The 25,395-nt window shown below is 63.0% G+C and carries 26 protein-coding genes; 19 read left to right on the top strand and 7 right to left on the bottom strand.

The window, feature by feature from the left end; genetic code table 11:
- Nucleotides 1-4: 4 nt before the first annotated feature.
- Nucleotides 5-766, top strand: coding sequence for a 23S rRNA (guanosine(2251)-2'-O)-methyltransferase RlmB (gene rlmB / locus K8B33_RS14075; RefSeq protein ID WP_223427613.1), 762 nt, complete (start codon nucleotides 5-7; stop codon nucleotides 764-766).
- A gap of 65 nt (nucleotides 767-831) precedes the next feature.
- Here the strand turns inward: rlmB and K8B33_RS14070 are convergent, their stop codons facing one another.
- Together K8B33_RS14070 and K8B33_RS14065 are read right to left on the bottom strand one after the other, a co-directional pair.
- A complete protein-coding gene (locus tag K8B33_RS14070; protein ID WP_223427612.1) occupies nucleotides 832-1,443 on the bottom strand; it encodes a hypothetical protein in 612 nt (203 codons plus the stop codon).
- Nucleotides 1,412-2,116, bottom strand: a complete 705-nt coding sequence (locus K8B33_RS14065; RefSeq protein WP_223427611.1) for a hypothetical protein — start codon at nucleotides 2,114-2,116, stop codon at nucleotides 1,412-1,414. The genes K8B33_RS14070 and K8B33_RS14065 overlap by 32 nt, the downstream gene beginning before the upstream one ends.
- Before the next feature lie 285 nt (nucleotides 2,117-2,401).
- Between K8B33_RS14065 and rpsF the strand changes: the two genes are divergently transcribed.
- From rpsF to radA, 7 genes are all read left to right on the top strand, one after another.
- Nucleotides 2,402-2,743, top strand: coding sequence for a 30S ribosomal protein S6 (gene rpsF, locus K8B33_RS14060; protein ID WP_223427609.1), 342 nt, complete (start codon nucleotides 2,402-2,404; stop codon nucleotides 2,741-2,743).
- Entirely contained in the window at nucleotides 2,740-3,057 is a 318-nt protein-coding gene (gene priB / locus K8B33_RS14055; RefSeq protein WP_223428018.1) for a primosomal replication protein N, read from the top strand. Before rpsF ends, priB begins: the two co-directional genes overlap by 4 nt.
- 27 nt (nucleotides 3,058-3,084) lie before the next feature.
- Nucleotides 3,085-3,315, top strand: coding sequence for a 30S ribosomal protein S18 (gene rpsR, locus K8B33_RS14050; RefSeq protein ID WP_223427607.1), 231 nt, complete (start codon nucleotides 3,085-3,087; stop codon nucleotides 3,313-3,315).
- A 27-nt stretch (nucleotides 3,316-3,342) separates the two neighbouring features.
- On the top strand, nucleotides 3,343-3,795 hold the full coding sequence (gene rplI, locus K8B33_RS14045) for a 50S ribosomal protein L9 (protein ID WP_223427606.1): 453 nt from the start codon (nucleotides 3,343-3,345) through the stop codon (nucleotides 3,793-3,795).
- Between the two features lie 147 nt (nucleotides 3,796-3,942).
- The gene (gene dnaB, locus K8B33_RS14040) at nucleotides 3,943-5,325 is read left to right on the top strand and encodes a replicative DNA helicase (RefSeq protein WP_223427605.1); all 1,383 of its coding nucleotides are present in this window, start codon (nucleotides 3,943-3,945) and stop codon (nucleotides 5,323-5,325) included.
- 31 nt (nucleotides 5,326-5,356) lie between these two features.
- Nucleotides 5,357-6,424, top strand: coding sequence for an alanine racemase (gene alr, locus K8B33_RS14035; RefSeq protein ID WP_223427604.1), 1,068 nt, complete (start codon nucleotides 5,357-5,359; stop codon nucleotides 6,422-6,424).
- 35 nt (nucleotides 6,425-6,459) lie between these two features.
- Nucleotides 6,460-7,827 carry a DNA repair protein RadA gene (gene radA, locus K8B33_RS14030; RefSeq protein WP_223427601.1) on the top strand — a complete coding sequence of 456 codons (1,368 nt, stop codon included), beginning with the start codon at nucleotides 6,460-6,462 and terminating at the stop codon, nucleotides 7,825-7,827.
- A 40-nt stretch (nucleotides 7,828-7,867) separates the two neighbouring features.
- On the opposite strand, the gene K8B33_RS14025 is transcribed toward radA, so the two are convergent.
- Together K8B33_RS14025 and ettA are read right to left on the bottom strand one after the other, a co-directional pair.
- Nucleotides 7,868-8,239 (bottom strand): PilZ domain-containing protein, encoded by a 372-nt coding sequence (locus tag K8B33_RS14025; RefSeq protein ID WP_223427597.1) that lies wholly within the window; start codon nucleotides 8,237-8,239, stop codon nucleotides 7,868-7,870.
- Between the two features lie 40 nt (nucleotides 8,240-8,279).
- Nucleotides 8,280-9,947: an energy-dependent translational throttle protein EttA gene (gene ettA / locus K8B33_RS14020; RefSeq protein WP_223427595.1), complete on the bottom strand. Its 1,668-nt coding sequence runs from the start codon at nucleotides 9,945-9,947 to the stop codon at nucleotides 8,280-8,282.
- Between the two features lie 280 nt (nucleotides 9,948-10,227).
- Here ettA and K8B33_RS14015 point away from each other — a divergent pair, with 280 nt between their 5' ends.
- Both K8B33_RS14015 and K8B33_RS14010 read left to right on the top strand, forming a co-directional pair.
- On the top strand, nucleotides 10,228-12,501 hold the full coding sequence (locus K8B33_RS14015) for a hypothetical protein (protein ID WP_223427594.1): 2,274 nt from the start codon (nucleotides 10,228-10,230) through the stop codon (nucleotides 12,499-12,501).
- 10 nt (nucleotides 12,502-12,511) lie between these two features.
- On the top strand, nucleotides 12,512-13,576 hold the full coding sequence (locus K8B33_RS14010; RefSeq protein WP_223427593.1) for a hypothetical protein: 1,065 nt from the start codon (nucleotides 12,512-12,514) through the stop codon (nucleotides 13,574-13,576).
- A gap of 4 nt (nucleotides 13,577-13,580) precedes the next feature.
- Here the strand turns inward: K8B33_RS14010 and K8B33_RS14005 are convergent, their stop codons facing one another.
- Complete coding sequence (locus K8B33_RS14005) at nucleotides 13,581-14,582, bottom strand: metal-dependent hydrolase (RefSeq protein WP_223427592.1); 1,002 nt, start codon at nucleotides 14,580-14,582, stop codon at nucleotides 13,581-13,583.
- 175 nt (nucleotides 14,583-14,757) lie between these two features.
- On the opposite strand from K8B33_RS14005, the gene glyA reads away from it, so the two are divergent.
- The 5 genes from glyA to ribBA all read left to right on the top strand — a co-directional run bounded on the left by glyA (nucleotide 14,758) and on the right by ribBA (nucleotide 19,590).
- Nucleotides 14,758-16,008, top strand: coding sequence for a serine hydroxymethyltransferase (gene glyA, locus K8B33_RS14000; RefSeq protein WP_223427591.1), 1,251 nt, complete (start codon nucleotides 14,758-14,760; stop codon nucleotides 16,006-16,008).
- Between the two features lie 62 nt (nucleotides 16,009-16,070).
- A complete protein-coding gene (gene nrdR, locus K8B33_RS13995) occupies nucleotides 16,071-16,562 on the top strand; it encodes a transcriptional regulator NrdR (RefSeq protein ID WP_223427589.1) in 492 nt (163 codons plus the stop codon).
- A 29-nt stretch (nucleotides 16,563-16,591) separates the two neighbouring features.
- The gene (gene ribD, locus K8B33_RS13990) at nucleotides 16,592-17,743 is read left to right on the top strand and encodes a bifunctional diaminohydroxyphosphoribosylaminopyrimidine deaminase/5-amino-6-(5-phosphoribosylamino)uracil reductase RibD (protein ID WP_223427588.1); all 1,152 of its coding nucleotides are present in this window, start codon (nucleotides 16,592-16,594) and stop codon (nucleotides 17,741-17,743) included.
- 55 nt (nucleotides 17,744-17,798) lie between these two features.
- Nucleotides 17,799-18,482, top strand: a complete 684-nt coding sequence (locus tag K8B33_RS13985; protein ID WP_223427586.1) for a riboflavin synthase — start codon at nucleotides 17,799-17,801, stop codon at nucleotides 18,480-18,482.
- A gap of 4 nt (nucleotides 18,483-18,486) precedes the next feature.
- On the top strand, nucleotides 18,487-19,590 hold the full coding sequence (ribBA, locus tag K8B33_RS13980; RefSeq protein WP_223427584.1) for a bifunctional 3,4-dihydroxy-2-butanone-4-phosphate synthase/GTP cyclohydrolase II: 1,104 nt from the start codon (nucleotides 18,487-18,489) through the stop codon (nucleotides 19,588-19,590).
- 11 nt (nucleotides 19,591-19,601) lie between these two features.
- On the opposite strand, the gene K8B33_RS13975 is transcribed toward ribBA, so the two are convergent.
- Together K8B33_RS13975 and K8B33_RS13970 are read right to left on the bottom strand one after the other, a co-directional pair.
- Nucleotides 19,602-21,800: an Lcl C-terminal domain-containing protein gene (locus tag K8B33_RS13975; RefSeq protein WP_223427582.1), complete on the bottom strand. Its 2,199-nt coding sequence runs from the start codon at nucleotides 21,798-21,800 to the stop codon at nucleotides 19,602-19,604.
- Nucleotides 21,801-21,905: 105 nt separating this feature from the next.
- Nucleotides 21,906-22,592 (bottom strand): hypothetical protein, encoded by a 687-nt coding sequence (locus tag K8B33_RS13970; RefSeq protein ID WP_223427581.1) that lies wholly within the window; start codon nucleotides 22,590-22,592, stop codon nucleotides 21,906-21,908.
- Nucleotides 22,593-22,830: 238 nt separating this feature from the next.
- Between K8B33_RS13970 and ribH the strand changes: the two genes are divergently transcribed.
- The 4 genes from ribH (at nucleotide 22,831) to K8B33_RS13950 (ending at nucleotide 25,318) form a co-directional block, all read left to right on the top strand.
- Entirely contained in the window at nucleotides 22,831-23,304 is a 474-nt protein-coding gene (gene ribH / locus K8B33_RS13965) for a 6,7-dimethyl-8-ribityllumazine synthase (protein ID WP_223427580.1), read from the top strand.
- A gap of 2 nt (nucleotides 23,305-23,306) precedes the next feature.
- Nucleotides 23,307-23,747: a transcription antitermination factor NusB gene (gene nusB / locus K8B33_RS13960; protein WP_223428017.1), complete on the top strand. Its 441-nt coding sequence runs from the start codon at nucleotides 23,307-23,309 to the stop codon at nucleotides 23,745-23,747.
- Nucleotides 23,748-23,789: 42 nt separating this feature from the next.
- Nucleotides 23,790-24,761, top strand: a complete 972-nt coding sequence (gene thiL / locus K8B33_RS13955; RefSeq protein WP_223427579.1) for a thiamine-phosphate kinase — start codon at nucleotides 23,790-23,792, stop codon at nucleotides 24,759-24,761.
- A gap of 65 nt (nucleotides 24,762-24,826) precedes the next feature.
- Nucleotides 24,827-25,318 (top strand): phosphatidylglycerophosphatase A family protein, encoded by a 492-nt coding sequence (locus tag K8B33_RS13950; protein ID WP_223427578.1) that lies wholly within the window; start codon nucleotides 24,827-24,829, stop codon nucleotides 25,316-25,318.
- The last annotated feature ends 77 nt before the right edge of the window (nucleotides 25,319-25,395 follow it).

Raw genomic sequence — 25,395 nt, 5'->3', positions numbered from 1 at the left:
CATCATGAGTAAACCGATCTGGTATTCCGGCCTGCATGCCGTGGCATCACTGCTGCGGCATCGGCCTGAGGCCATCCTCGAAATGTATGTGCTGGAAAGCCGTGCCGAGCGCGGCGAAGACCGGCTCAGTCGCGTCTGCGACGAGGCCGTGCAATTGGGCGTGACCCCTCGCCCGGTGGGCCGCGATGCGCTGGAAAAGCACGCAGGCTCGCAACATCAGGGGGTGGCGGTACGGGCGCGCCCGCGCGCACCAGGCGATGAGCAGGATTTACAGGCGCATCTGGCGGGCCTGTCACATCCTGCACTGGTGCTGGTGCTGGACGGCGTCACAGACCCGCATAATCTGGGGGCGTGCCTGCGCACCGCCGATGCGGTGGGCGCGGATGCCGTGGTGGTGCCCCGGCGCAATGCCTGCGGCCTGACGCCGGTAGCCTGCCGCAGTGCGGCCGGTGCGGCGGAGAGCGTGCCTTACTTCGAGATAGGTAATCTGGCTCGCACCCTGGACCAGCTGCGCGACAGCGGGCTGTGGGTGGTGGGCACAGGCCTGGGCGAGGGCAGCCAGCGGCTGCACGATTTCGTGCCGGAAGGGCCATTGGTGGTGGTCATGGGGGCTGAAGGGGATGGCATGCGCCGTCTCACCCGCGACAAGTGTGATTACCTGCTGGAAATTCCCATGGTCGGCGACGTGGAAAGCCTGAACGTGTCTGTGGCCACGGCCGTGGTGCTGTATCATCTGGCCGCCCCGCGCCTCTCCAGTGCCGGCTGATCTGCTGACCTGTCGGCTACTCACTATCCGCTCCCGCTGAACAAGCTGCCGCCATCTTGGCGTACTCAGCGCAGTTGCACCTGGACGGCGCGTGGCGGTTCAGGCGCTCGGACCTCCATTCTGGCCGGATAAGCCGGATCCTTGTCTTCCGGTATCAGTATCAGCAGGCGTTCGGGGATGCTGACGGCGCTGTATTCGATGTCGCTGGCCAGCGCCGGGTCGCCGGTCAGTGCCTCGCGGGCCATATGGTCCGCAGGCAGCGGCGGCAGGGGGAAGCTGATGTGCGTGGTGCGCTCAAAGCGCCGTGGCTCCTGGTAGTGCGGTTGTTCGTAGCCGTCAGCGTTGCTCACCGCCTGCTCCAGGTCTTCGGGCCCGGTCACCCGGTGCCAGGGCTTCATGCCCTCGCCGAGTGCTGACGCCTGGGCTGCGTCGTCTGCCGGTGCGTTCTGATCCGGCGAGCCCTGATCTGTCGAGCCCCGGGCCGACGTGCCCGCGTTTCGCCAGGCAAGCATATCGGCAACGAACGCCTGGGGGTCGTCATAATCGGACATCACCGGGCGATCGCTTGCTGTCGCACTGGTCATCAGCAGCAGGCCGCCGAGCAGCAGCGTGAGGGCCCGGCCGGTGCGCCTGGGCTGCGAGCAATCAGCTGCCGGGTGCACAGGCCATGCAGCCATAGACGGTGCCCTCGGTGCGGAGCAGTTGGTTATCCAGGTCGAGATACAAGATCAGGTTGCCGCGTACCACGACGGAGGCGAGCGGCAGGCTGGTGCCGCTGACCTCGTCGTAGAGCGCAACCAACTCGTCTTGCTGGCGGCCCTCTCGCAGGCGTGCCACAACCCGCTCCAGATCATCACCGCGCCAGTCTTCCGGCAGCGCGACGTAGGTGGATGCAGGCAATTGCAAGGGCGTGTCAGCGTTGCCGACCCGGAGCCGCTGGGTGGCCAGTTCGTTCCCGCTCAGGCCCGCCAGCGCAAAACTGCGGGACGTGCTGCGGTCATACCAGGTCGTATGGCGCTGGTAATCGAACGGCGGGCGGCGAGAAGCTTCCGCCAGGGCGTCCCCGAGGGTGGCGGAGGGGCGGTACTCACGGGTGCCGGCGGTTGCCTCGTACGCTGCATCATGACGGGAGCCATAGAGCGAGGGGCATTGCGCCCGGTGCCGGATGTGCCGCTCCTCAATGCGCTTGAAGTTCATGATGTCGACAATGAAGGCGCTGTAGTCGGTATAGGACTCCAGCAGGGGCCGTTCCGGTAGCGGGATGCGCTCATCACAGTCGCTGCCGTGGCTCAGCGGGCTCAGCAAGAGACTGGCGAACAGCATGTGCAGTAGTACTGGGGGGCGTTTCATGGCATGTGCCCGTTTTATTTATTGTTGTTGTAGGTGTTGTTATAGCGGTTGCCCGGTTGAGAATACGGTCTCCGGCCGGGGCTGGCAATCCCGCCGGACCAGCGGTGCCGCAGCGGCTGATCGGGTCAGGGTGGCGGCAATACGGGCTTTTCCTTGAGTTTGCCGGGTCAGCGAGCTAGAATCGCGCCCCTTCCCGGAATCCGGGCCTGCCTGGCATGCCGTTTTCCGGGGACTCCTTGCCTCACCGCTGGTGCGGGAGGCTGCCCAATCCGTAAGGAGCTGACAATGCGTCATTACGAAATCGTGTTCCTGGTCCACCCGGACCAGAGTGAGCAGGTGCCTGCCATGATCGAGCGCTACAGCGCACAGATCAAGGAAGCCAACGGCACTATTCACCGCCTTGAAGACTGGGGCCGCCGTCAACTGGCTTACCCGATCAACAAGATCCACAAGGCACATTATGTGCTGATGAACGTCGAGTGCGACGGCGAGACACTCGCGGAGCTGGAAAACACCTTCCGCTTCAACGACGCCGTGATCCGCAACATGGTGATGCGCCGCGACGAAGCTGTGACTGAAGCTTCCCCGCTGGCCAAGTCGAACGAGAAGGAGGAGGTCGCCAGCTGAGCCAGGCAGAGCGCAATGACTGCGAACTGACCGGCGCGATACACACACTTGAACGGCCGCGTCTGACCCCCGCCGGGGTGCCCACCAGAAAACTCTGGCTTGAGCACCGCTCCCGGCAGCAGGAGGATGGCGCAGCACGGGAAGTCCAGGCCCGCATAGGCGTGGTATTGACCGGCGAGACGCTGATAGCACTGAGCAATCAGTTGCAGGAAGGGGATCGCATCAGAGTCCGGGGGTTTCTGGCCCGGGCCGGGTTCAAGGGTGAAGCGCGGGATCGTTTGCATCTGCATGCCGAACAGCTGGAATGTCTCTGACTACGCGAATTCTGAGGAGCAAGTCTCATGGCACGTTTTTTCCGCCGTCGTAAGTTCTGCCGCTTTACTGCGGAAGGTGTGGTCCGGATTGATTACAAGGATCTGGAAACCCTGAAAGCCTATGTCACCGAAACCGGCAAGATCGTCCCCAGCCGGATCACAGGCACCAGCGCGCGCTACCAGCGCCAGCTGGCCCAGGCTATCAAGCAGGCTCGTTATCTGGCGCTGTTGCCTTACAGCGATTCCCACGACAACTAAGCCCGGATAAGAGCGAGGTAACAGATCATGCAAGTTATTCTGCTGGACAAGATCAAGAACCTGGGCGACCTGGGTGCAGTAGTGGATGTGCGCGCCGGTTACGGCCGCAACTTCCTGATTCCCCAGGGCAAGGCACTGCCTGCCACCAAGGCCAATCTGGCTGTGGTGGAAGAGCGCCGCGCTGAACTGCAAAAGCAAGCTGAAGAAGCGATGGGTGCTGCACAGGCCCGCCTTGAGAAGCTGGCCGACGCACAGGTCACCATCGGCTCCAAAGCCGGTGACGAAGGCAAACTGTTCGGTTCTATCGGCACGCGTGATATTGCCGAAGCCATCAGCGCCCAGACCGGTGTAGAGATCGAGAAGTCCGAAGTGAAAATGCCGAATGGTGCCCTGCGCTCCACCGGCGAATTCGAGATCGATCTGCAGCTGCACGCTGAAGTCTCCACAACCATCAAGGTTGCTGTCGTCGCTGAAGCCTGATTTCCGGCTGATGCCGGCACCGATTGCCCCTCCGGGGGCGCGGTGCCACAATGCGGGCACTGCCTTTCGGGGCAGTGCCCGTTTTTTGTGTGGGGCCCCCTGATATACTCAAGCCGCAATGAGCGCCCATGGATGACATGACCCACGATGAATGATGTGACCGGACTAGATCAGCATCTGCCTGAGGCGCTGCGCCTGCCGCCCAATTCCGTCGAAGCCGAACAGGCTGTCCTGGGCGGTCTGATGCTCAACAACGACGCCTGGGATCAGGTCTCCGAGCGACTCGGCGAGCAGGATTTCTATCGCAAGGATCACCGGCTGATCTTCCGCGTCATGGTGCAGCTGGTGGAGCAGGATCAGCCACGCGATCTGGTGACCGTCTCCGAGGCGCTGGAGCAGCTGGGTCAGTTGGACACCGCAGGCGGTATCGCCTACCTCTCCGAACTGTCCCGCAATACCCCCAGTGCGGCCAACATTGCCGCCTATGCGGATATCGTGCGCGAGCGCTCGATACTGCGGCAACTGATCCAGATTTCCCAGAAAGTGGCCGACCGCGCCTTCCGCCCCGAAGGGGCATCCAGTAACGAGATTCTGGACCAGGCCGAGTCCGCCATCTTCGAGATTGCCGAGCAGCAGAATCGCGGCACCGGCCCGGAGGGCATCAAGAGCATCCTCAAGAAAGCTGTCGACAGGATCGATGAGCTGTACCGCACCAAGTCTGCGGTGACCGGCCTGTCCACCGGCTTTACCGAGCTCGATCGCATGACCTCCGGCATGCAGCCCGCCGACATGATCGTGGTGGCGGCTCGGCCCTCAATGGGAAAAACCACGTTCGCTATGAACCTGGTGGAGCATGTGGCCATCAAGGAAGACAAGCCGGTGCTGGTGTTTTCCATGGAGATGCCCTCGGACAGTCTGGTTATGCGGATGCTGTCGTCGCTGGGGCGCATTAATCAGCAGAATGTGCGTTCCGGGCGATTGGAAGCGGATGACTGGCCGCGCATCAGTTCGGCGATCCAGTTGCTGTCCGAGCGCAAGCTGTTCATTGATGACACAGGCGGCCTGTCGCCCATGGAAATGCGCGCCCGGGCGCGCCGGGTAGCACGCGAATGCGGCGGGCTGGGCATGATCATGATCGATTACCTGCAGTTGATGCAGGTGCCGGGCTCGGATAACCGGGTTAACGAAATCTCGGAAATCTCCCGCTCTGTGAAAGGGCTGGCCAAGGAGCTGGGTGTGCCGGTGGTGGTGCTCTCGCAGTTGAACCGCTCGCTGGAACAACGCCCGAATAAACGGCCGGTCATGTCCGACCTGCGGGAATCCGGGGCGATCGAGCAGGACGCGGATGTGATCGTGTTCCTGTACCGCGATGAGGTCTACAACAAGGACTCGCAGGAAAAGGGCATCGCCGAAATTATTATCGGCAAGCAGCGTAACGGCCCCATCGGCACCATTCGTCTGGCGTTCCGCGGTGAGTTCACCCGCTTCGATGATCTGGCGCCGGAATACTATCAGGACTACTCCGAATGACGGCGAGCGCGGCCCGGTGAGCAGAGGAACCGTGCTCACACTGCGCCCGGCGGCGCTCGCCGCCAATGCCCGGCGGGCGCGTGCGCTGGCAGGCGATGCGCGGGTCTATGCCATGGTCAAGGCCAATGCCTACGGGCACGGCACCGCGCTGGCGCTGAGTGCGCTGTCGCCCTATGTGGACGGCTTTGGCGTGGCAGTGCTGGATGAGGCGCGCACGTTGCGCTCGCTCGGCTGCACCGCCCCGGTGATGCTGTTGGAGGGCCCGTTCGATGCGGACGAGTTGAGCGAAGCTGGCGCGCTGGGTCTCGAGTTGGTCGTGCACAGTCTCTGGCAGCTTGAATTGCTGGCGGCGCGGGCCGGTACAACGCCGCTGGTGGTGTGGCTGAAGTGCGACACCGGCATGCATCGTATCGGCGTGCCGCCGGCGGCCTGTGCCGGGGCGCTGTCCCGGTTGTCGAGGCTGCCCGGTGTCACCGTGGCCGGTTTGATGACCCACTTCGCCTGCGCAGACGAGCGGGACGATCCGCTGTCGGCCACGCAACTGGCGGCACTGAAAACGCTGGCCGCACAACATGATCTGCCGTTTACCGCCGCCAACTCGGCCGCCCTGTGTCGCTACCCGGACAGCCATGGCGCGCTGGTGCGCCCGGGGATCATGCTTTACGGCAGCGCGCCCCTGGCCGGGCAAGCGCTGGCGGATCAAGGCCTGATGGTGACCCAGCGCCTCGCCGCGCGCCTGATTGCCATCAACACGATTCCGGCGGGTGACAGCGTGGGTTATGGCGCCAGCTGGACGGCCCAGCGCCCCAGCCGCATCGGCGTGGTGGCCATCGGTTACGGCGACGGCTATCCCCGCCATGCGCCGGCAGGCACACCGGTCGCTGTGGGCGGTGCGCGCACCGGTCTGGCGGGCCGCGTCTCCATGGACATGCTGACCATCGATCTGACGGATTTGCCCCGCGCGGTGGTGGGCGATGAGGTGGAGTTGTGGGGCGATACGGTCAGTGTTGATGAGGTGGCCGCCGCCTGCGGCACCATCAGTTATGAATTGTTCTGCCAGGTGACGGCGCGCGTCGAACGTCGGGTGGCGCGGCCCTGAGCGGCGAATGCGGATAATGCCAAGCGGATTCGATTATGGCGAAGAGAAAGACAGCCTACGTCTGCACCGAGTGCGGCGCTGATTTTCCCAAGTGGCAAGGCCAGTGTGCTGCCTGCGGCGCCTGGAATACGCTCAGTGAATTTGTCACCGATCCCTCCACACCTGCGGCCGGCCGTGCGGCGCCGCGCACCGGGTTTGCCGGGGAACTGGCGGCGGTGCAGCGTCTGGATCAGATCGAGCTGACCGAGACACCGCGTATTACCACCGGGATCGGTGAGCTGGATCGCGTGCTGGGGGGCGGGCTGGTGCCCGGCTCGGCCATTCTGATCGGTGGTCATCCGGGTGCAGGTAAATCCACGCTGCTATTGCAGACCCTGTGCCGGTTGGCGCAACAACGTAGCTGTCTCTATATCACCGGGGAAGAATCGCCGGCCCAGGTGGCCATGCGTGCGGAGCGACTGCAATTGCCGCGTGACCGGTTGCAGTTGGCGGCAGAGACGGATGTCGAGCGCATCATCGAGCTGGCCCACAAGGAAAAGCCGGCCATTCTGGTGATCGACTCGATTCAGGTGATGTATCTGGCGGCGTTGCAGTCGGCGCCGGGCTCGGTGGCCCAGGTGCGCGAATCCGCAGCGGCGCTGACGCGCTTTGCCAAACAGAGCGGTACGGTGTTGATGCTGGTCGGGCACGTCACCAAGGATGGCACCCTGGCGGGGCCGAAGGTGCTGGAGCATATGATCGATTGCTCGCTGATGCTGGAGGATTCCACCGATTCCCGTTTCCGGACACTGCGCGGCCTGAAGAATCGCTTTGGCGCCGTCAATGAGCTGGGTGTATTCGCGATGACTGGCGAGGGCCTGAAAGAGGTCAAGAACCCGTCCGCCATTTTTCTCAATCGTGCGGAGGAGATCGCCTCCGGTTCGTTGGTGACGATTGTCTGGGAGGGCACGCGGCCGCTGCTGGTGGAGTTGCAGGCGCTGGTCGACCAGAGTCATTTCGGTAACCCGCGCCGCGTCTGTGTCGGCCTGGAGCAGAACCGGCTGGCGATGCTGTTGGCGGTGTTACACCGCCACGGCGGCATTCAGGTGGGCGACCAGGATGTGTTTGCCAACGTGGTGGGCGGCGTCAAGGTGATGGAGACCGGGGCGGATCTGGCGCTGTTGCTGGCCATTGTGTCGAGCTTCCGCGACAAGGCATTGCCGAAAGAGCTGGTGGTGTTCGGTGAGGTGGGGCTTTCCGGTGAAATACGTCCCGTGCCCCAGGGGCAGGATCGCTTGTCGGAAGCGGCCAAGCACGGTTTCCGCAAAGCGATCATCCCGCGGGGGAACAGTCCGCGTCAGCCATTGGCCGGGATGGAAGTGATTGCCGTGGCAACCCTGGCCGAGGCACTGGAGCACCTGTAGCCCGGTGTCGGGTCAGCGGTGCAGGCTCAGCGTTGCAGGCTCAGGTGTCTTCCAGCAGCCACAATGCATCCATGCCGTCGTCTTCGCCCAGATGCAGTGCCAGCAAACGCCGCAGGTGCTGCATGGCTTCCACGTCGATGGTGGTGAACGCCATGCCTGCCATGCCCTTGTTGGTGCGCACCACGGTGCAAGGCAGGAGGATGCGAATATCCGAATCCTCCATCAGCAATTTGAGTGACGCCGCCTCCCCGAGAGGCAACGGGAAACCTGAAGGCTCATTGATCAGTGCGCCGCGCAGCGACAGATCCATGACCTCCACGCTGAACAGCCTGCCCTGAATCTCCAGGTGCGCCTCGCCATCAAAGGGCGTGCGCGGAAACCGACGCTTTTCCGAAATCATAAGCTCATCCATGGATCAGAGCCCCGCGGGTCGGAAAAGGGTCGGCCCGCCGTCAGACGCTGATCTTTTTATATTTAGTGCGTTTCGGCTGCAAGGCGTCGTCCCCCAACTTCTTGCGCCGATAAGCTTCGTATTCTGTATAGCTTCCTTCGAACCACTCCACTTCGGAGTTGCCCTCGAACGCCAGTATATGCGTCGCGACGCGATCGAGAAACCAGCGATCGTGGGAAATCACGATGGCGCAGCCGGGGAAGGCGAGCAGCGCCTCTTCCAGTGCGCGCAGGGTTTCCACATCCAGATCGTTGGTGGGCTCATCCAGCAGCAATACATTGGCGCCCTGTTTCAGCAGCTTGGCCAGATGCAACCGGTTGCGTTCACCACCGGACAGATCCTTGACCCGCTTCTGCTGATCCTGGCCCTTGAAGTTGAAGCGGCCCAGATAGGCGCGGGACGGCACCTCATGATTGCCGATCTTGAGGATGTCGGCACCGCCGGAAATTTCTTCCCACACGGACTTGCTGCCATCCAGGTCTTCACGGCTCTGGTCGACATAGGCGAGCTGCACGGTGTCACCGATGTCGACGCTGCCGTGATCGGGCTGCTCTTCACCGGTGAGGATGCGGAACAGTGTGGTCTTACCGGCGCCGTTGGGGCCGATGATGCCGACAATGGCGCCGCGCGGCACGCTCATGGTGAGATTTTCATACAGCAACTTGTCGCCAAACTGCTTGCCGACATTTTCCAGATCAAACACCTTCTCGCCGAGACGCGGGCCGGGCGGGATGTAGAGTTCCTGGGTTTCGTTGCGCTGCTGGAATTCGGTGCTGGCCAGTTCTTCGAAGGCTGCCACCCGTGCCTTGTTCTTGGCGCGGCGGCCTTTCGGATTCTGGCGCACCCACTCCAGTTCTTTTTCCACGGTTTTGCGGTGGGCGCTTTCGCTCTTGGCTTCGCGCTCCAGTCGCGCTTCTTTCTGCTCCAGCCAGGAGGTGTAATTGCCTTTCCAGGGAATGCCCTCGCCACGGTCGAGTTCCAGAATCCACTCGCAGGAGTTGTCGAGGAAGTAGCGGTCGTGGGTCACGGCCACGACAGTGCCCTGGAAGTCGTGCAGGTAGCGCTCCAGCCAGGCCACGGATTCCGCATCCAGGTGGTTGGTGGGTTCGTCCAGCAGCAGCATGTCCGGTGCGGAGAGAATCAGGCGGCACAGGGCCACACGACGACGCTCCCCGCCGGAGAGGTGCTCGACGCTGGCTTCCCAGGGCGGCAGGCGCAGGGCGTCGGCGGCAATCTCCAGCTTGCGCTCCAGATTGTGCGCGTCGGCGGTTTCGATGATGGCTTCCAGGCGGCCCTGTTCCTCGGCCAGCTTGTCAAAATCCGCATTCTCCTCGGCGTAGGCGGCATAGACCTCCTCCAGCCGTGCCTGGGCGCCGCGAATGTCGCCCAGAGATTCCTCGACGATCTCGCGTACGTTCTTGGAAGCGTCCAGCTCCGGCTCCTGCGGCAGGTAGCCAATCTTGATACCGGGCTGGGGCCGCGCTTCGCCGATAAAGTCCTTGTCGACCCCGGCCATGATGCGCAGCAGCGTGGATTTGCCCGAACCGTTGAGGCCCAGCACGCCGATTTTGGCGCCGGGAAAAAACGACAGGGAAATATCCTTGAGAATGTGTTTCTTGGGCGGAACGATCTTGCCGACCCGATCCATGGTGAAGATGTACTGAGACATTAGCGGGCTGCCATAAAAATCAAAGGGTTATCCAGGAATGCGCCAGGGCCGCGCCCCGGCATCCATCAGGCTGCATACGCTATCCGAAAGCGCGACGTGATGAAAGACCGGGCGCGCTTTCCCCCATATGGGTGACGCCGGTGCGGTGTCGCCAGTCTAGCCTGATCTGTCTGACTTCCCGGAACCTGAACCGTCTGCTTGCGGAAAGTGTTCAAAGCGGGCGTGAGGGCCATCCAAACCAGGGACAGTTTCTTATCCCATTTTGACAAGGAGTAATGTGATGGCGCGTTTCCGTCATTTTCGTCCCCTGACAGCCATGGTGGGTATTACCATGGCTGCGTTGCTGCTGACCGCGTGCGGCGGCAGTTCTTCCTCTTCGTCCCGGACTCCGGCCGAGGGCGCGACGCTGGGCGGCGGTGCCGCCAAAGGCATCGTGCGCAATGCGCTGGTTGAGGCCTTTCCGGCAGATGACGCCGAGGCTTTGCCGTTGGCAACCGCCTTTACCGATCCGGTGAATGGCACCTACAGCCTGGCGCTGCCGGTTGGCACCCAGGGCGCCGTGCGGCTGTTGCTGCGAGCGCCGACTTCGGAAGAGCGCGGTGAGCGGGATGCCGCCACCGTGGTTTGTGATGCGCCGATCTGTGTGCCGGCTGTCGGCGAGACGCCGGCTGTGGCGTTCGGTGATACCTATCCGCTGACCTTTGAGATGAGCAGCCTGGTGCAGGTGGATGACACGTCCCTGACGGTCAGCGCCGCCATCACACCGCTGACCACCCTGGTGGAGCGCCACTACGCCGGTCAGCCGACCGGGGCGCGGAATGTGCGCTCATCCAACAACGTGGTGCGCAACCTGCTGGGCCTGGCGCGGGACCCCGCCCTGATGCAGCCGGTGGATCTGACAGTGGCCAACAATCAGGCTGATATTGCCGACGTGCGCGACACCCTGCTGAATGCCTCCTTCGCTGTGCTGGCGGCGCAGGAAGGCGGAAACTTCTCGGCGGTGATTGCGGCGCTGGAAACGGACATTGCAGCAAACAGCCTGCAGCGTGACAGCATTGATCAGCTGGCCGGTGCCATCAGCGATGTGCGTGATGCCGTGAATGTCGAGATCAATGGCCTGGATGTTGCAGCAACGCTGGCGAGCGAGCCGGTGAACGCGGTGCTCGAGAGCTGTGATCCGGGCGCCTGTGTTGCTGATGCCGAGCTGGATATTCCGGAAGATGCGGTGGCAGAAGCGAAACAGTTTGTGGCCCGCCTGCGTGGTGTTGTCGAGGACTTTATCAACACCTATCTGGATAACGACAACAACTTCGAGGTGCGTGACACGGTGCGCGCCCGCCTGGACGATGTCGGGCACATCGCCAATCTGCTGGTGGACGAAGATGATGACCTCAACGGCATGCCGAACGACTTTGGTGAAGCGGCTGTGGCGATGGCGGTGCATCTGCTGATTGGCGATGGCGAGAATATTTCGCTGGAAGAGGCGCTGACCCAGATGTTCGATTTCTTTGAGGATGGTCTGGAAGGCCGGGATATCGACGCCGCGGCGGGCACGGTCGTCGTGAGCGCGGATGGCGAGACGGCTACCTTGTCAGCCGGCAGCTTGCGCGGCGCGACGCTCAATATCTCCGTCGGGCTTGCTGATGTGATGGCGGATCTGGACGAAGAGATGGTGACCATCGGGCCGGTCTTCACTGCATCGTTGGGCGGCACCGCGCAGCGCAGCGGCAACCAGTTCGAGGTGGACGACGAGACGCGCTTGTTGATTCGTCTTAACGAGGCATTCGCGTTGCCGTTGGGCGACAACGAACTCGAGGGCGATTTTCCGCCAGCCAGTCTGGTGCTCGAAGAAGTCGATTTTCGCGGTGGCCTGACCATTTCGCGGGGCGCGACACCGGGTGTGGAAGCGGGCGCTTTTACGGGTAACTTCCGCTTGCAGCTGGTACGTAATGCCTCACTGGCCGACGCCATCGGTGATGAACTGGATATCGAGGGGGATGCCGAGGGTGCCACGCTGGCACGTCAGCTGCTGATTGTGCCCCGTGTACTCACGCTGTCCGGTGATTTCCAGGCGGGCGAAACGCATTTCCGCGCCAGCTTTGCACTGCAACTGGACAACATTGGCAGTGTCGAGATCAGCGATCTGGATGACGTGGCAGCCAATGAAAATGCGGATAACTTCCTGGCGGGCACGTTCTCCCTGAACACCTTTGCGCGCCTGGCCAACAATCTGCCTGCGGGCGATATCACCCTGGTGGCCACCCGCTCCGGTTTCCTGGCGGCCGAGTTTTCCCTGACCGCCGTACTGGGCAGTGACACCATCCGTTTCCGGACCGAACTGGACAGTGATGCCGATTCACTGGGTGACGCGCTGGCCGATGCGGAACTGCCGTTGATTACCATCGACGATACTCAGGGCATGTCGATCCAGATTGATCCGAACCGGGGTGCCGGTGTGATCATGCGCGACGGGGCCGATCTGGGCACGGTGCGTGATGAAAACGGCACGCTGCTGATCAGCTGGCGCGACGGCAGCATCGAAACGCTCTACTGAAGTCGCTTCGATGATGTTGATCCGAGGGGGCGCCCGCGTACTGGTCATGTTGATGGCCTGCGCGGGCGCTCCCGCTTTTGCCCAGACGATATTTGCAGAGCTGACCTCCCGGGCGGTGGCCGAACCGGTGCCCGTCAAGGCATTTGCCGGCCAGTGGCAAGCGCCATTGCGTGACGGGCGTCAGGGCTGGACCCGCAACCGGTTATTGCTGGGGGTGCAGTCGGGTTCGATGTCGCTGGCGTATCTCCAGCGCTACGACCATGTCCTGCGTTTCTCGCCGGATACCGCTGACATTTATTGGCGCGACCGCAACGATCAACCGCTGGCAGAGGATCGTGATTACACGCTGTTCCTGGACGCCCGGCATCAACGCAGCCAGGGGCTCAGAATCGGCTGGCATGGGGCCACGTCATCGGGTTTCGGTGTCGATGCCTGGGTCAGTCTGCTGCAGGGCATGGACTTGCAGGAAGGCCGCTTGCAGGGGCAGTTGTCTGCCGACGAAGACCGCTACGCCGGGCAGGCGACGATCGATTATCGCTACAGCCGCGATCTGCTGTTTGATCACCAGGTGCCCGCACCGGATGGCTACGGTGCTGCGCTGGATGTGCGACTGCACTGGCAGGGTGAGCGTCTTGCCCTGGCGCTGGAGATCCAGGATGCCTGGTCCCGGTTGGTGTGGCGCGATGCGCCGTTTACGCGGGGCGGTATCGATAGCGAAGGGCGCAATGATGACGGCTTCAGTTTGCGGCCACTGTTCAGTGGGGTGCGAGGTGTTTCCGGTTTCCATCAACAGTTGCCGCGTTACACGCGCTTTGAAAGTCGCTGGCAGCATGACCGCTGGCAGTGGCGTCTGGACGGGGAATATTTTCTGGAACGGTTATACCTGCGGCCGGGTGTCAGCCTGCAACAAGGTGGCCTTGACGTGTATGCCGGGTACGAAGCCCGTATGGGGCAATGGCACCTGGGTGTCAGCGACCGGCAGCGCCGCCTGGCGCTGCAACTGGGCACCGATGAGCTTGCCGTGCATCGCGCTCACAGTTTGACGTTGCAACTGCAGGCGCGTTTTTTATTCTAGTTATTCATTCCAGTTCTGCGTTCCGCAGGCGCCGCCACAACCAGCCCAACTGGCCACTGCTGTAGCGGGTTTCCAGTTGGTAGGGGGGGATGGCCTGCCAGACTGTGTTCTGGTCCTGTGTTGCCAGCGCGAAGCGGAAGACGTAGGACTCACGCATGCCCATGCGCAGATCGCTCAGGATCAGGGTGTTGTCCTGTTCGCGCACACTGTAGAAGCCGTGGGTGAAGCGGCGCAGCCGATCTACATGGGGGAGCGCATGCAGCGGCTCAAGCTGCTCAGGCGTTTGCACATGCCGGGTGAAGGTGGGCGCCGGGTGGCCGTCAATCAGGGAGTAGAAGCCCTCGTAATAGCCGTCATCATCCATCACCACGATGCGCCAGATCAGCGTGTTGAAGGCACCCGGGGTGGTCAGCACCCGCTCATGGGGCATGTTTTCCCGGGCCAGATACTCGCGCACCACGGTGTCGGTATGCCATTTGGCGCCGCAGGCCCAGGCCAGATACAGGCTGCTCAGCACCAGCCCTACGGTATTGGCGCGCATGCCCCGGTCAGCATCCCGGGCGAACAGGGCGATCCCGACACCGATCAGCAGCGGCAGGGTATACAGCGGATCAATGATGAAGATGACCGAGCCGCTGACGGGATAATCGCTCAGCGGCCAGAACAGCTGGGTGCCATACACGGTGAAGGCATCCAGCAAGACATGGGTGGTCAGCACCAGAAAGATCAGGGCATACCAGCGCCCGCGCAGGTGCGCGGTGTCCGGGTGCAGGCGCCTTGCCAGCCACACCAGCAGGGGCGTGATGGCCGCTATCACCAGCAATGAATGGCTGAAGCCCCGGTGCTCGGTGAAGGCGGCTACGTCGTTGGCGGCTGGCAGCAGCACGTCCAGATCGGGCAGGGTGCCGAGCACGGCGCCCCACAGCGCGGCGCGACGGCCGATCTGGCGACCTAATACGGCATGACCTACGGCGCTGCCGAGGGCGATCTGGGTAATGGAATCCATGGAATGCGCCTGTTTTCCCGGGTTTCACTCGTACTCTGGCAGCCTTTGACCGTGACGAGTGTGAAGATGACGGCTGCGCATGCTGGCATGAGGCTTCTGCAAGTGCGCGGTGCCGCACAGTCGGGTAGAATATGCCCTCCTCGAAACCTACCTCAAGCGACTTCAAGGGCCCCACATGTTCGGTAAAGACATGACCATCGCGGAATTTGATCCTGATATCCAGCGCGCCATAGACGGAGAAGTTCGTCGTCAGGAAGCGCATATCGAGCTGATTGCATCAGAAAACTATGCGTCGCCACGGGTGATTGAAGCCCAGGGCACTGTCCTTACCAACAAGTATGCCGAAGGCTACCCGGGCAAGCGCTACTACGGTGGCTGCGAGTTCGTGGACCAGGTCGAGCAACTGGCCATCGACCGCGCTTGTGCGCTGTTTGGCTGCCAGTTTGCCAACGTCCAGCCGCACTCCGGTTCCCAGGCCAACGGCGCTGTCTTCCTGGGCCTGCTGCAGCCGGGCGACACCGTGCTGGGCATGAGCCTGGCCCATGGCGGTCACCTGACCCACGGTGCCAAGCCGAATTTCTCCGGCAAGACCTACAATGCTGTGCAGTATGGTCTGAACCCGGAAACCGGGCTGATCGACTACGACGAAGTGGAGACGCTGGCGGTAGAGCACAAGCCGAAGATGATCATCGCCGGCTTCTCGGCCTATTCCCAGAAGCTGGATTTTGCCCGCTTCCGCGAGATCGCCGACAAGGTGGGCGCTATCCTGATGGTGGACATGGCCCACGTAGCCGGTCTGGTTGCCGCAGGGGTCTACCCGAACCCCTTCCCGCACGCCGATGTGGTCACCACCACCACCCACAAGACCCTGCGCGGTCCCCGTGGCGGCCTGGTGCTGACCAACGACGAAGACATCGCCAAAAAGATCAATTCTGCGGTCTTCCCGGGCGGCCAGGGCGGCCCGCTGATGCATGTCATCGCGGCCAAGGCGATCTGCTTCAAGGAAGCCATGGGCGATGATTTCAAGACCTATCAACAGCAAGTAGTGAAGAATGCCCAGGCCATGGCCCAGGTGTTTGTTGATCGCGGTTTTGATGTGGTCTCCGGCGGTACCGAGAATCACCTGTTCCTGCTCAGCCTGATCAAGCAGGACATCACCGGCAAAGATGCTGACGCGGCCCTGGGCCAGGCGCATATCACCGTCAACAAGAATGCGGTGCCCAATGACCCGCGCTCGCCGTTCGTCACGTCCGGCCTGCGCATTGGCACACCGGCGGTGACAACGCGGGGCTTCACCGAAGGTGATTGCCGTGAGCTGGCAGGCTGGATCTGCGACGTGCTGGATAACATGGGCGATGCGTCCGTGATCGAGCGGGTGCGCGGCCAGGTGTCGGCAATCTGCGAGCGCTTGCCGGTATACGGCTGACGCGCGCGTTCAGTCCCGATGACATGTCCTTGATGACATGCCCCTGATGACCGGAGCCAGCCATGCATTGTCCGTTTTGTGGTGCTGAGGAAACCAAGGTCATCGATTCGCGTCTGGTCGCCGACGGCGGCCAGGTGCGTCGTCGGCGTCAGTGCCTGACGTGCGATGAGCGCTTCACGACCTTCGAGACTGCCGAGTTGGTGATGCCCCGGGTGATCAAGTCCGACGGCACCCGCGAACCCTTCGACGAAGCCAAATTACGGGCCGGTATGCTGCGAGCACTGGAAAAGCGCCCGGTCAGCATGGAAGACCTGGAGGCATCGGTGACCCGCATCGGCCATCGCCTGCGCGCCACCGGCGAGCGGGAGTTGCCGGCCCGGGAGCTGGGTGAGAAGGTCATGGAAGAGTTGCAGCAACTGGACGATGTGGCGTATGTCCGCTTCGCGTCGGTGTATCGCAGCTTCCAGGACATATCCGATTTTCGTGCCGAGGTAGACCGCCTGGAAAAGGCCGGTCGCAAGGCCCCGGCCATTTCGCCACGTCCCAAAAAATAGGCTGTTGCCCACGGCCTGGTGAGGATGCCATGCAGGAAAGCAGCCGCGAAGGCGCCGACCGCCAAAGCTCTGAGCGCCATAGCACGGACCGTCACTATATGGCCCGTGCCCTGCAGCTGGCGCGTCGTGGCCGCTTTACCACGGACCCCAATCCCCGGGTGGGCTGTGTGCTGGTGCAGCAAGGCGTGATTGTCGGGGAGGGCTGGCATGAGCGTGCGGGCGAACCCCATGCCGAGCGGCATGCGCTGTCGGTGGCCGGTGCTCAGGCGCGGGGCGCGACTTGCTATGTCACGCTCGAACCCTGTGCCCACACGGGCCGCACCGGGCCCTGCGCCGATGCGCTGGTGGCGGCGGGCGTGGCCCGGGTAGTGGTCGCTATGCGTGATCCGAACCCGCTGGTTGCTGGCAAGGGGCTTGAAATACTCGAGTCCGCCGGCATTGAGGTGACCTGTGGCGTGCTGGAATCCGAGGCCCGCGCCCTCAATCCCGGCTTTATCCGGCGCATGGAGACGGGGCGGCCGCTGGTGCGGGTCAAGCTGGCAATGAGCCTGGATGGCCGCACGGCCATGGCCTCTGGCGAGTCTCAGTGGATTACCGGCGCTGCGGCCCGCGAGGATGTGCAGCAGTTGCGTGCGCGCAGCAGCGCCATCGTCAGCGGTATCGGCACGGTGCTGGCGGATCAGCCGGCCTTCACGGTACGTCCGGCGCACTGGCGGCATACCGAATATCCGGTGCTGCCGGTGCGCCAGCCTTTGCGGGTGGTGATGGACCGGCAGCTGCGCACCCCGGCGCAGGCGGCGGTCGTCACCGGCCCCGGCGAGTGCCTGATTCTGTGCGCGGCCGAGCAGGAAGCGGCGACGGCGCTGCGCGCCGCCGGAGCGGAAGTGCAGGCCGGTGACTGGCATCCGGCAGCGGTGCTGGAGGCGCTGGGGCGGCGGGGCTGCAATGAGGTGCTGGTGGAGTCCGGCCCGATACTGGCCGGGGCATTTGTTGCCGCCGGCTGTGTTGATGAACTGGTTGTGTACATGGCCCCGGCGTTGCTGGGCGATGGAGCACGGCCGTTGTTGGCCTTGCCGGGTATGACGCAGATGGCGGACAAGCTGACACTGGTCATGACTGATGTGCGTCAGGTCGGTGAGGATTTGCGGCTCACCTGCAAGGTGGTCCGGCAGGACGTGTGACACCGCTGATCTTGAGCTGTACCGCTCAAGCAGCGCCAGGCAACGAGGTCGAAAGATGTTTACCGGAATTATCGAAGCGAAAGGGGAAGTGCTGGCATTGACCCCCAGTGGTGGAGACGTTTCCCTGCGTCTGCACACTGGCGCCCTGGATATGGGCGACGTGCAGTTGGGCGACTCCATTGCGGTGAATGGTGTCTGCCTGACGGTGACTTCCTTGCCGGGCAATGGCTTTACGGCGGACGTGTCCGGCGAAACCCTGAACAAGACGTCGCTGGGCAGCCTGAAAACCGGGTCACCGGTGAATCTGGAGAAAGCGCTGACCCCGACGACGCGTCTGGGCGGGCACCTGGTGTCCGGCCATGTGGACGGCGTCGGCAAGGTGGTCTCCTTGCGCCCTGATGCGCGCTCCACGCGTATCGATATCCAGGCGCCGGCAGAGCTGGCGCGTTACATCGCCCAGAAGGGCTCGATTACGGTGGATGGCATCAGTCTGACGGTGAACAGCGTTGATGGTGCTGTGTTTTCCCTGAACATCATTCCGCACACCCAGGACATGACCACGATCGGCAACTGGAAACCGGGCACGCAGGTGAACCTGGAAGTTGATATCATTGCCCGTTATCTCGAACGGCTGTTGCTGGGCGAGCGTGCGGCAGAGCCGGGCGTTGGTGCCGATCATGGCGCGACCTATGGCGTGACGCTGGGCCTGTTGGCCGAGCACGGCTTTCTGAAAAGGTGATTGCATGAAATTGAATACGGTCCAGGAACTGATTGACGATATTCGCGCCGGGCGAATGGTCATTCTGATGGACGACGAAGACCGGGAAAACGAAGGTGACCTGGTGATGGCCGCCGAGCATGTCACGCCGGAGGCGATCAATTTCATGATTCGTCATGCGCGGGGTCTGGTGTGCATGCCCATGAGTCGAGAGCGCTGCGAGCAGCTGGCGCTGCCCTTGATGGTGCAGCGCAACAGCTCCGGCTTTGGTACCAAGTTCACGGTATCCATTGAAGCGGCCGAAGGGGTCAGCACCGGTATTTCTCCGGCAGACCGTGCCCGCACCGTACTGGCGGCGGCGGCGCGGGATGCGAAGCCCGAAGATATCGTGCAGCCGGGGCATATCTTTCCGTTGATGGCAGAACCGGGTGGCGTGTTGCACCGCGCCGGTCACACCGAAGCCTCCTGCGACCTGGCGGTGCTGGCGGGGTGCGAGCCCATCGGTGTGATTTGCGAGATCATCAACGACGACGGAACCATGTCCCGTCGGCCGGATCTGGAGACGTTTGCCGAGCAGCACGATCTCAAGATCGGCACCATCGCAGACCTGATCGAATACCGCATGCTCAACGAGAAGACGGTAGAAAAGGTCAGTGAAAATATCCTGCCCACCTGGCACGGTGATTTTCGCATGATCGCGTTTCGTGACACCGTGGATGACATGACCCATGTCGCGCTGGTGAAAGGCGAACCGACGCCCGAGCAGGTGACGACGGTGCGGGTGCATCAGGTGGACCCGCTGCGGGATCTGATGAGCGCCCAGATTGACGGCCAGACCGGCTGGAACATGCACCGCGTGCTCGAAGAGCTGGCGCGCAGTGACGCCGGGGTGGTGATTATTCTCGGGCAGGATTACGTGTCCAATCACATGCAGGGCATGATCGAGAATTTCTTCGCTGGCAAGCGTCGTCCGGCACAGGGCAACAGCATGGCCTACCGCAACATCGGCACCGGCTCGCAGATCCTGCGCGAACTGGGGGTGCGACGCATGCGCCTGCTCAGCTCACCGATGAAGTTCAACGCACTGTCCGGTTTCGATCTGGAAATCGTCGAATACGTGGCGCCCTGATCAGAGGCGCCCTAGCGGACACGGATCAGTATCTCGGCCCGTGCGTGCTTGAGGCACGGGTTGATGCTCTCGTAACTGCAGCTGCCGGTGTTGCCATTGTCATGCGACTCAATATGGAGCTGGTAGTCGCCCTGCATCGGGGATTCGCTGAAGACGGTGATGGCCCCCAGGAAACTGGAAGTGGGGGGCAGTGTGCCAAGGTAGCGGTAGTGGTATCCGGGCACCAGGGTTTGCAGATTGCTCATTGACGGTATCAGCAGCCGGGTCGTGTCGTCCGGATCGCAACCGTCTTCGGCAAGGCAGATAAATTCCACCTCGGTAAACATCCCTCCCGTCCCTGTGTCAGGGTCCTCGATGTCGATGCCCACCGGGAACACCAACTGGCCAGTGGGGGTTACCTCGTGCTCACAGTCGAGCTGTGAGTAGCTTGTGGCCACACAGGTGAGCAGGCTCTGCGTTGTGGGTATCAACCGAGGTGGCTGATTGATGTCGTAGAGCCGGAACTGGTGCTGCACCGGCGGGGACACCAGCGCAATGTCATCGGCGCTGGTAAAGCGCAACGCCAGGGCGCCCACCGTAATGCCGCCCAAGGCGTTGTCGGCCAGTGCGGCGTCCGGTGTCCAGCGCGCCTCCCAGGTGTATTCCAGCGCACCATCACTGTTATAGGGCAACCCGTCGGGCAGCGGCAGGGACTGCGGCAACGCATCGCAGTCCACGGCAGTGCTGTGACCCTGATGCAGTACCTCGACGGTCACGGTGCCCCCAGACAGCCCACCCTCACAGGCGGTAACCTCCGCCAACCCCAGCGCCGCCTCCGGGCCGATGGCGCGCGCAGTGAACAGATAGGATTCGCTCTGGCCGGGCTGGTAGGTGGCGGTGTCTCCGGGCGCCCCCGCTCTGAGCACCAGGGTGTCGCTGCGTGGCGGTGCCAGCCGGGGCGAGCCACCGCGCACCCGCAATGAATAGGCACTGCTGCCGCGAGTGGCGAGCTGGTGTTGGCCGTCCAGTGCGCTCATTTGCCAGGCGTCTGATGGCGCGCCCGGTGATGCGGACCACAGCGGCTCGCCCGGTACGTTCGGGAACAGTAGCGGCGACAGTGCGGGGTCGTAGGCGCAGGTATCGTGCAGCGAGGCCAGCTCGCGGATATTCGGCAGGCGCCAGTCATCAAAGCCGGCATGTGTGTCTTCCCCGGCCTGTTCCAGCGCCGTGGCCCAGTCCTGAGACACAGCGTTGCCTTGCGCGCAATCCTCGCCGGAGAGCCCCGTCACGCAGCGTTGCCACATCAGGCCGGTCATCAGATCTACGACGGAGTCGGGGTGTGACGTGTCATAGCGTTGTGGCGGCGTGCTGCTGTGCAGGCCGTCCGTGCAATGTGCGCGGGCCTGTGTGTCCTTCGTTGCCAGTGGTGTGCCCCTGACCAGGCGCAACGACTGCGCACTGTCAGGTGGCACGTTGCCTGGCAGCGCGGCGTTCATGTCCAGCACCCACAGGTTATCGCTGCCGGCGTCTGCTGTGCTGCTCCAGAGGGGGACGGAGGAGGCCTCCGGGAAAAAGTCTGTGTCCTGCCACGGCGTCTGCTGTCGTCCGTAATGTACCAGACTGAGAAGTTCATGCAGGTCAGGCAGTCGCCAGTCCTGATGGCCGCACAGGCCCTCCGCGTTGACCGCCGTCACATAGGCTTCCACGGTGCAGGGTTGATCGCCCAGGCTGCCGCCGCAGAGGCTGACATCGCCCGAGGATGAGTTGCTGTAGTGGTGATTGATGAAGCGTCGGCTCAGATCGCTGGTGTCCTTGAGTTCCCAGGTCAGGCCGGTGACGTTGTCGCGAGTGCAGCCCCATTGTTGCGGCAAGTCGCCGCGCAGCGGCTGTGACGGGCAATCGCCTTCGCCGTCAAAGTCACCGTTGTTGCACTGGCGCGAATAATCGAAAGCGGCCGCCCCGGCGCCGAGTTTTTCCAGCGCTGCATCGGCATCGCGGCCGAAATCGGCGTCCTGCCCCGGCGGTTCGTCCCCCAGGCATGGGGCATTGATGCCAGTATCTGCGGCACCGCAAAACTGGATGCCGGTATCGTTGAGGGGGCGAAAGTCTATGCCGGGAGGCAAGGTGCTGCTGCCGGATGATGAGCTGCCGCCGCAGGCGGCAAGGCCAGAGGCAACGCAGGCTGCAACAACCAGCTGTGGCAGCAACGACCGTGCGTGGATGGTTTTCATGCCCCCCCCGATGAAAGCGGTATCAATGTCGTATGTTCGATTTTAGGGGGCTGGGAGAGCAGCGTATGTCCCCCGCTCGGGGGACATACGCCAACAGGGTGTTATTCAGAGGCTCCCTTGCATCGTCAGGGTGTCCAGCACGGCATTGACCAGCGCCTCGCTGTCCTCGTCGAAGAAGCTCTGGACCACGACGATGGCGTGCTTGTCGCGGACCAGCGCCAGGTAGCGCTGCCTGACCAATTGCGAGCCGAACATGGCTTGCGCCTCGAAGTAGCCAAAGTCGGTGCCGTTGATCTCGCGCTGGCCGCACTGTTCGTCAACCTCATAGCGGATCTGCATTTGTTGCAGGGCCTGCCGGGCGTGCGCGAGGTAATCACAACCGCTGGTGATGCCCGGGGCGAGGCGGATATTTTCCGCAGTGCCGAGAATGTTCGGATTCAGCCTGCCCGGGGTGCCCGGTGGCACTTCGAAGAAGCCGAACAGCGGCAGGGTGCTTTCCAGCGAGGCTTTCAGGATTTGGCGGATGTTGTCGTCATCGCTGAACAGCGCGCTGCCCTGCTGCTGCATCAGGATCATGTCCTCGGCGCTCTGTGCGAACCAGCCCTCGGGCTTTTCGATGCGCAGTGAAAACATGTCGTTGATATAGACGTTGTCACCGGTGGTGTAGGTCAGTGCCTCGGGGGCGCGGTCTGCGTTTTTCTCGGACACGGGCATGGGCTCGGGCTCGGTGCCGCAGGCGCTGAGTGTCAGCAGGGCGGCCAGCAGGGCAGGTACAGTCAGGAGTCGCGTCACGGTGTCAGGTCTCTGGTCGGGTCTGCAAGTCGGGTTTGCAGGTGAGGTCATTGGGCAGTTGCTGGCAGATGTTACACAAAGCGGAAGGCAATATCAGGGCAGGACTGCTGAAGGCGCAAAATACAGGCATTTCGATGGCCAAGTGGGTACAATGGGCCGCTTTGCGGGGCCCCGGCCCGGCAACCGGACAGGGACAGGCCGTCCGGACCACACCAGTCAGATCAGTCAAGGGTCAGATATGAAAGACGTCAAGGTGATCGAAGGTAACTTCACCAGCGCCGGCGGCCGCTATGGCATCGTTGTTGCGCGCTTCAACAGCTTTGTAGTGGAAGCCCTGCTCGAGGGTGCGGTGGACACGCTGCTGCGCCATGGCATCAAGGCACAGGATATTGAGGTCATTCGCGTACCGGGTGCCTGGGAGTTGCCGGTGGTGGCCAAGCGCGTGGCGGAAAAAGGCAGCTACGACGCGATCATCACCCTGGGCGCCGTGATTCGTGGTGGCACCGCACACTTCGAGTACGTGGCCGGTGAAGCGGCCAAAGGCATCGCGTCCATCCAGAACAGCACCGGTGTGCCGGTGGCGTTCGGTGTGCTGACCGTGGACAGCATCGAGCAGGCTATCGAGCGTTCGGGCACCAAGGCCGGCAACAAGGGCGCTGAGGCGGCCATGTGTGCGCTGGAAATGGTCAGCCTGCTGAAAGTGATTGGTTGAGGCTGATGACAACCACTTCTCCCTCGGCCCGCCGCAAGGCCCGCCGTTTTGCATTGCAGGCGCTGTATCAATGGCAGCTTGCCGGGCATGCGTTGTCCGAGATCGAGGCGCAGTTCCGCGCCCAGAACGACATGAAAAAAGTCGATATGGCGTACTTTCATGAGTTGCTGCACGGCGTGCCAGCGCAGCTGGAAGAGCTGGACGCATTGTTTGCGCCCGCGCTGGATCGCAAGGTCCAGGAGCTGTCCCAGATCGAGAAAGTGATCCTGCGTCTGGGCACCTTCGAGCTGCTGACGCGGCCGGACGTGCCGTATCGCGTTGTCATCAGTGAGGGTATCGAGCTGGCCAAACTGTTCGGTGCCGAGGATTCTTTCAAGTACGTCAATGGCGTGCTGGACAAGGTAGCGCGCAAATGCCGGCGGGTGGAAATCACGGCCCGCTGATCCCCTGTCAGCCTGGCCACGGCGTGGCCATGGATGCGTTCGATGGATGAGTTTGCCCTGATTCGCCGCTTCTTTCGTGACCGACCCGGCCAGCCCGCCGATGGCGTGCTGCTGGGCCCCGGGGACGATGCTGCCTTGTTGTTGCCCACCCCTGGCCACGAGCTGGTCATGACGCTGGATACCCTGCTCTCCGGCCGTCACTTCCCCGATGATCTTCCTGCCGCCGATATCGGCTGGCGCAGTCTGGCCGTGAATCTGTCTGATCTGGCTGCCATGGGCGCCACACCGCGCTGGTGCCTGTTGAGCCTGTCATTGCCGGATGAGCTGGACGCGGGGCGGCGCGAACACTGGCTGAGCGCCTTCTGTGAAGGCTTCTACGCGCTGGCGGCCGCCTCGGGGGTGGTGCTGGTTGGCGGCGATATGGTGCGCGGGCCGCTGAGCATTTCGGTGCAGGCCACGGGCGAGGTGCCCGCAGGGCAGGCCTTGCGGCGTAGCGGCGCAAGGCCCGGCGACAGCATCTGGATCGGTGGTGTGCCCGGCGAGGCCGCCGCAGGCCTGGCGGCCTGGTTTGCCGGCGTTCGTGACGGCGCTCTGGTACAGCGGTTCAGTCGGCCCACGCCACAGCTGGCGCTGGGGCAGGCGCTGCGCGGTAGGGCTACGGCTTGCATTGATGTATCCGACGGCCTGCTGGCGGACCTGGGGCATATTCTGTCGGAGAGCGGCGCCGCGGCTGATCTGGGTGCCATGCTGAGACTCGCTGACCTGCCGTGCTCCACTGCCCTGGCGGGCACCGGCGACGCGCGGGCGCGGCAACAGTGGCAACTTGCCGGTGGCGATGATTACCTGCTGCTGTTTACACTGCCGCCGGGGCAGGAGCCTCCCGCCGCGATGGCCGCACACTGTCATCGCATTGGCGCTGTGACGTCGCAGGCGCCGATTCAGGTGCTCGACCCGCAAGGCTGCCCCCTGCTGGCATTGCCGCAGGGCTGGAATCATTTTGCCACGCGGGGTTGATACTTCGGCAGCGCTTGCTCAGACGGCGGCGCGGATGCCGACTCACGCCGATACAAGGAGAAATCATGACTGACCAGCCTCGGCCGAATATGCGCAATCCGGTGCATTTTCTGGCATTTGGATTCGGGAGTGGGCTGGCGCCAAAAGCGCCGGGAACCTTTGGCACTCTGGCCGCGATTCCGCTGTGGTTCCTGCTGACCTTGCTGCCCTTGTGGGGGTACCTGCTCGGCACGGCAATCGTCATTGCCATCGGACCTTATCTGTGTGGCCGGACCTCCCGGGATCTCGGCGTGCATGACCATGGCGGCATTGTCTGGGATGAATTCGCCGGGTTTCTGGTGACGATGCTGCCCCTGGCGTTGATTGGCGCGCCTTTCTCGGTGCTGACGTTGCTCGCCGGGTTCGTGTTGTTCCGTATCTTTGATGTGCTCAAACCCTGGCCCATCGGCTGGCTGGATCGCCGCGTGCATGGCGGTACCGGCATCATGGTGGACGACCTGCTGGCCGGGGTCTACGCCGCGGTACTGCTGTATCTGGCGCTGGGGTGGTTGTTGTGATCTGTGGTTGATACTGCGGTCAGGCTTGGCCGCCGCCCGGCGGCGAGTATACTGGGGCTGATTGTTTTCCAGGGGGG

Origin of the sequence: Alcanivorax limicola, assembly GCF_019931215.1 — a bacterium.
Classification (GTDB): domain Bacteria; phylum Pseudomonadota; class Gammaproteobacteria; order Pseudomonadales; family Alcanivoracaceae; genus Isoalcanivorax; species Isoalcanivorax limicola.
The sequence above is the reverse complement of the archived record's forward strand: the minus strand, read 5'-3'. Positions and strand labels throughout refer to the sequence as shown.

Excerpts from the sequence above, each read along its gene's own strand:
- nrdR (WP_223427589.1), top strand. The coding sequence starts at position 16,071 with ATGCATTGTCCGTTTTGTGGTGCTGAGGAAACCAAGGTCATCGATTCG.
- K8B33_RS14070 (WP_223427612.1), bottom strand. The coding sequence starts at position 1,443 with ATGGCTGCATGGCCTGTGCACCCGGCAGCTGATTGCTCGCAGCCCAGG.
- K8B33_RS14025 (WP_223427597.1), bottom strand. The coding sequence starts at position 8,239 with ATGGATGAGCTTATGATTTCGGAAAAGCGTCGGTTTCCGCGCACGCCC.
- radA (WP_223427601.1), top strand. The coding sequence starts at position 6,460 with ATGGCGAAGAGAAAGACAGCCTACGTCTGCACCGAGTGCGGCGCTGAT.
- ribH (WP_223427580.1), top strand. The coding sequence starts at position 22,831 with ATGAAAGACGTCAAGGTGATCGAAGGTAACTTCACCAGCGCCGGCGGC.
- K8B33_RS14015 (WP_223427594.1), top strand. The coding sequence starts at position 10,228 with ATGGCGCGTTTCCGTCATTTTCGTCCCCTGACAGCCATGGTGGGTATT.
- K8B33_RS13985 (WP_223427586.1), top strand. The coding sequence starts at position 17,799 with ATGTTTACCGGAATTATCGAAGCGAAAGGGGAAGTGCTGGCATTGACC.
- dnaB (WP_223427605.1), top strand. The coding sequence starts at position 3,943 with ATGAATGATGTGACCGGACTAGATCAGCATCTGCCTGAGGCGCTGCGC.
- K8B33_RS14010 (WP_223427593.1), top strand. The coding sequence starts at position 12,512 with ATGATGTTGATCCGAGGGGGCGCCCGCGTACTGGTCATGTTGATGGCC.
- thiL (WP_223427579.1), top strand. The coding sequence starts at position 23,790 with ATGGATGAGTTTGCCCTGATTCGCCGCTTCTTTCGTGACCGACCCGGC.
- K8B33_RS13950 (WP_223427578.1), top strand. The coding sequence starts at position 24,827 with ATGACTGACCAGCCTCGGCCGAATATGCGCAATCCGGTGCATTTTCTG.
- K8B33_RS14065 (WP_223427611.1), bottom strand. The coding sequence starts at position 2,116 with ATGAAACGCCCCCCAGTACTACTGCACATGCTGTTCGCCAGTCTCTTG.
- rpsR (WP_223427607.1), top strand. The coding sequence starts at position 3,085 with ATGGCACGTTTTTTCCGCCGTCGTAAGTTCTGCCGCTTTACTGCGGAA.
- K8B33_RS13975 (WP_223427582.1), bottom strand. The coding sequence starts at position 21,800 with ATGAAAACCATCCACGCACGGTCGTTGCTGCCACAGCTGGTTGTTGCA.
- rpsF (WP_223427609.1), top strand. The coding sequence starts at position 2,402 with ATGCGTCATTACGAAATCGTGTTCCTGGTCCACCCGGACCAGAGTGAG.
- ettA (WP_223427595.1), bottom strand. The coding sequence starts at position 9,947 with ATGTCTCAGTACATCTTCACCATGGATCGGGTCGGCAAGATCGTTCCG.
- rlmB (WP_223427613.1), top strand. The coding sequence starts at position 5 with ATGAGTAAACCGATCTGGTATTCCGGCCTGCATGCCGTGGCATCACTG.
- ribBA (WP_223427584.1), top strand. The coding sequence starts at position 18,487 with ATGAAATTGAATACGGTCCAGGAACTGATTGACGATATTCGCGCCGGG.
- rplI (WP_223427606.1), top strand. The coding sequence starts at position 3,343 with ATGCAAGTTATTCTGCTGGACAAGATCAAGAACCTGGGCGACCTGGGT.
- K8B33_RS14005 (WP_223427592.1), bottom strand. The coding sequence starts at position 14,582 with ATGGATTCCATTACCCAGATCGCCCTCGGCAGCGCCGTAGGTCATGCC.
- glyA (WP_223427591.1), top strand. The coding sequence starts at position 14,758 with ATGTTCGGTAAAGACATGACCATCGCGGAATTTGATCCTGATATCCAG.
- ribD (WP_223427588.1), top strand. The coding sequence starts at position 16,592 with ATGCAGGAAAGCAGCCGCGAAGGCGCCGACCGCCAAAGCTCTGAGCGC.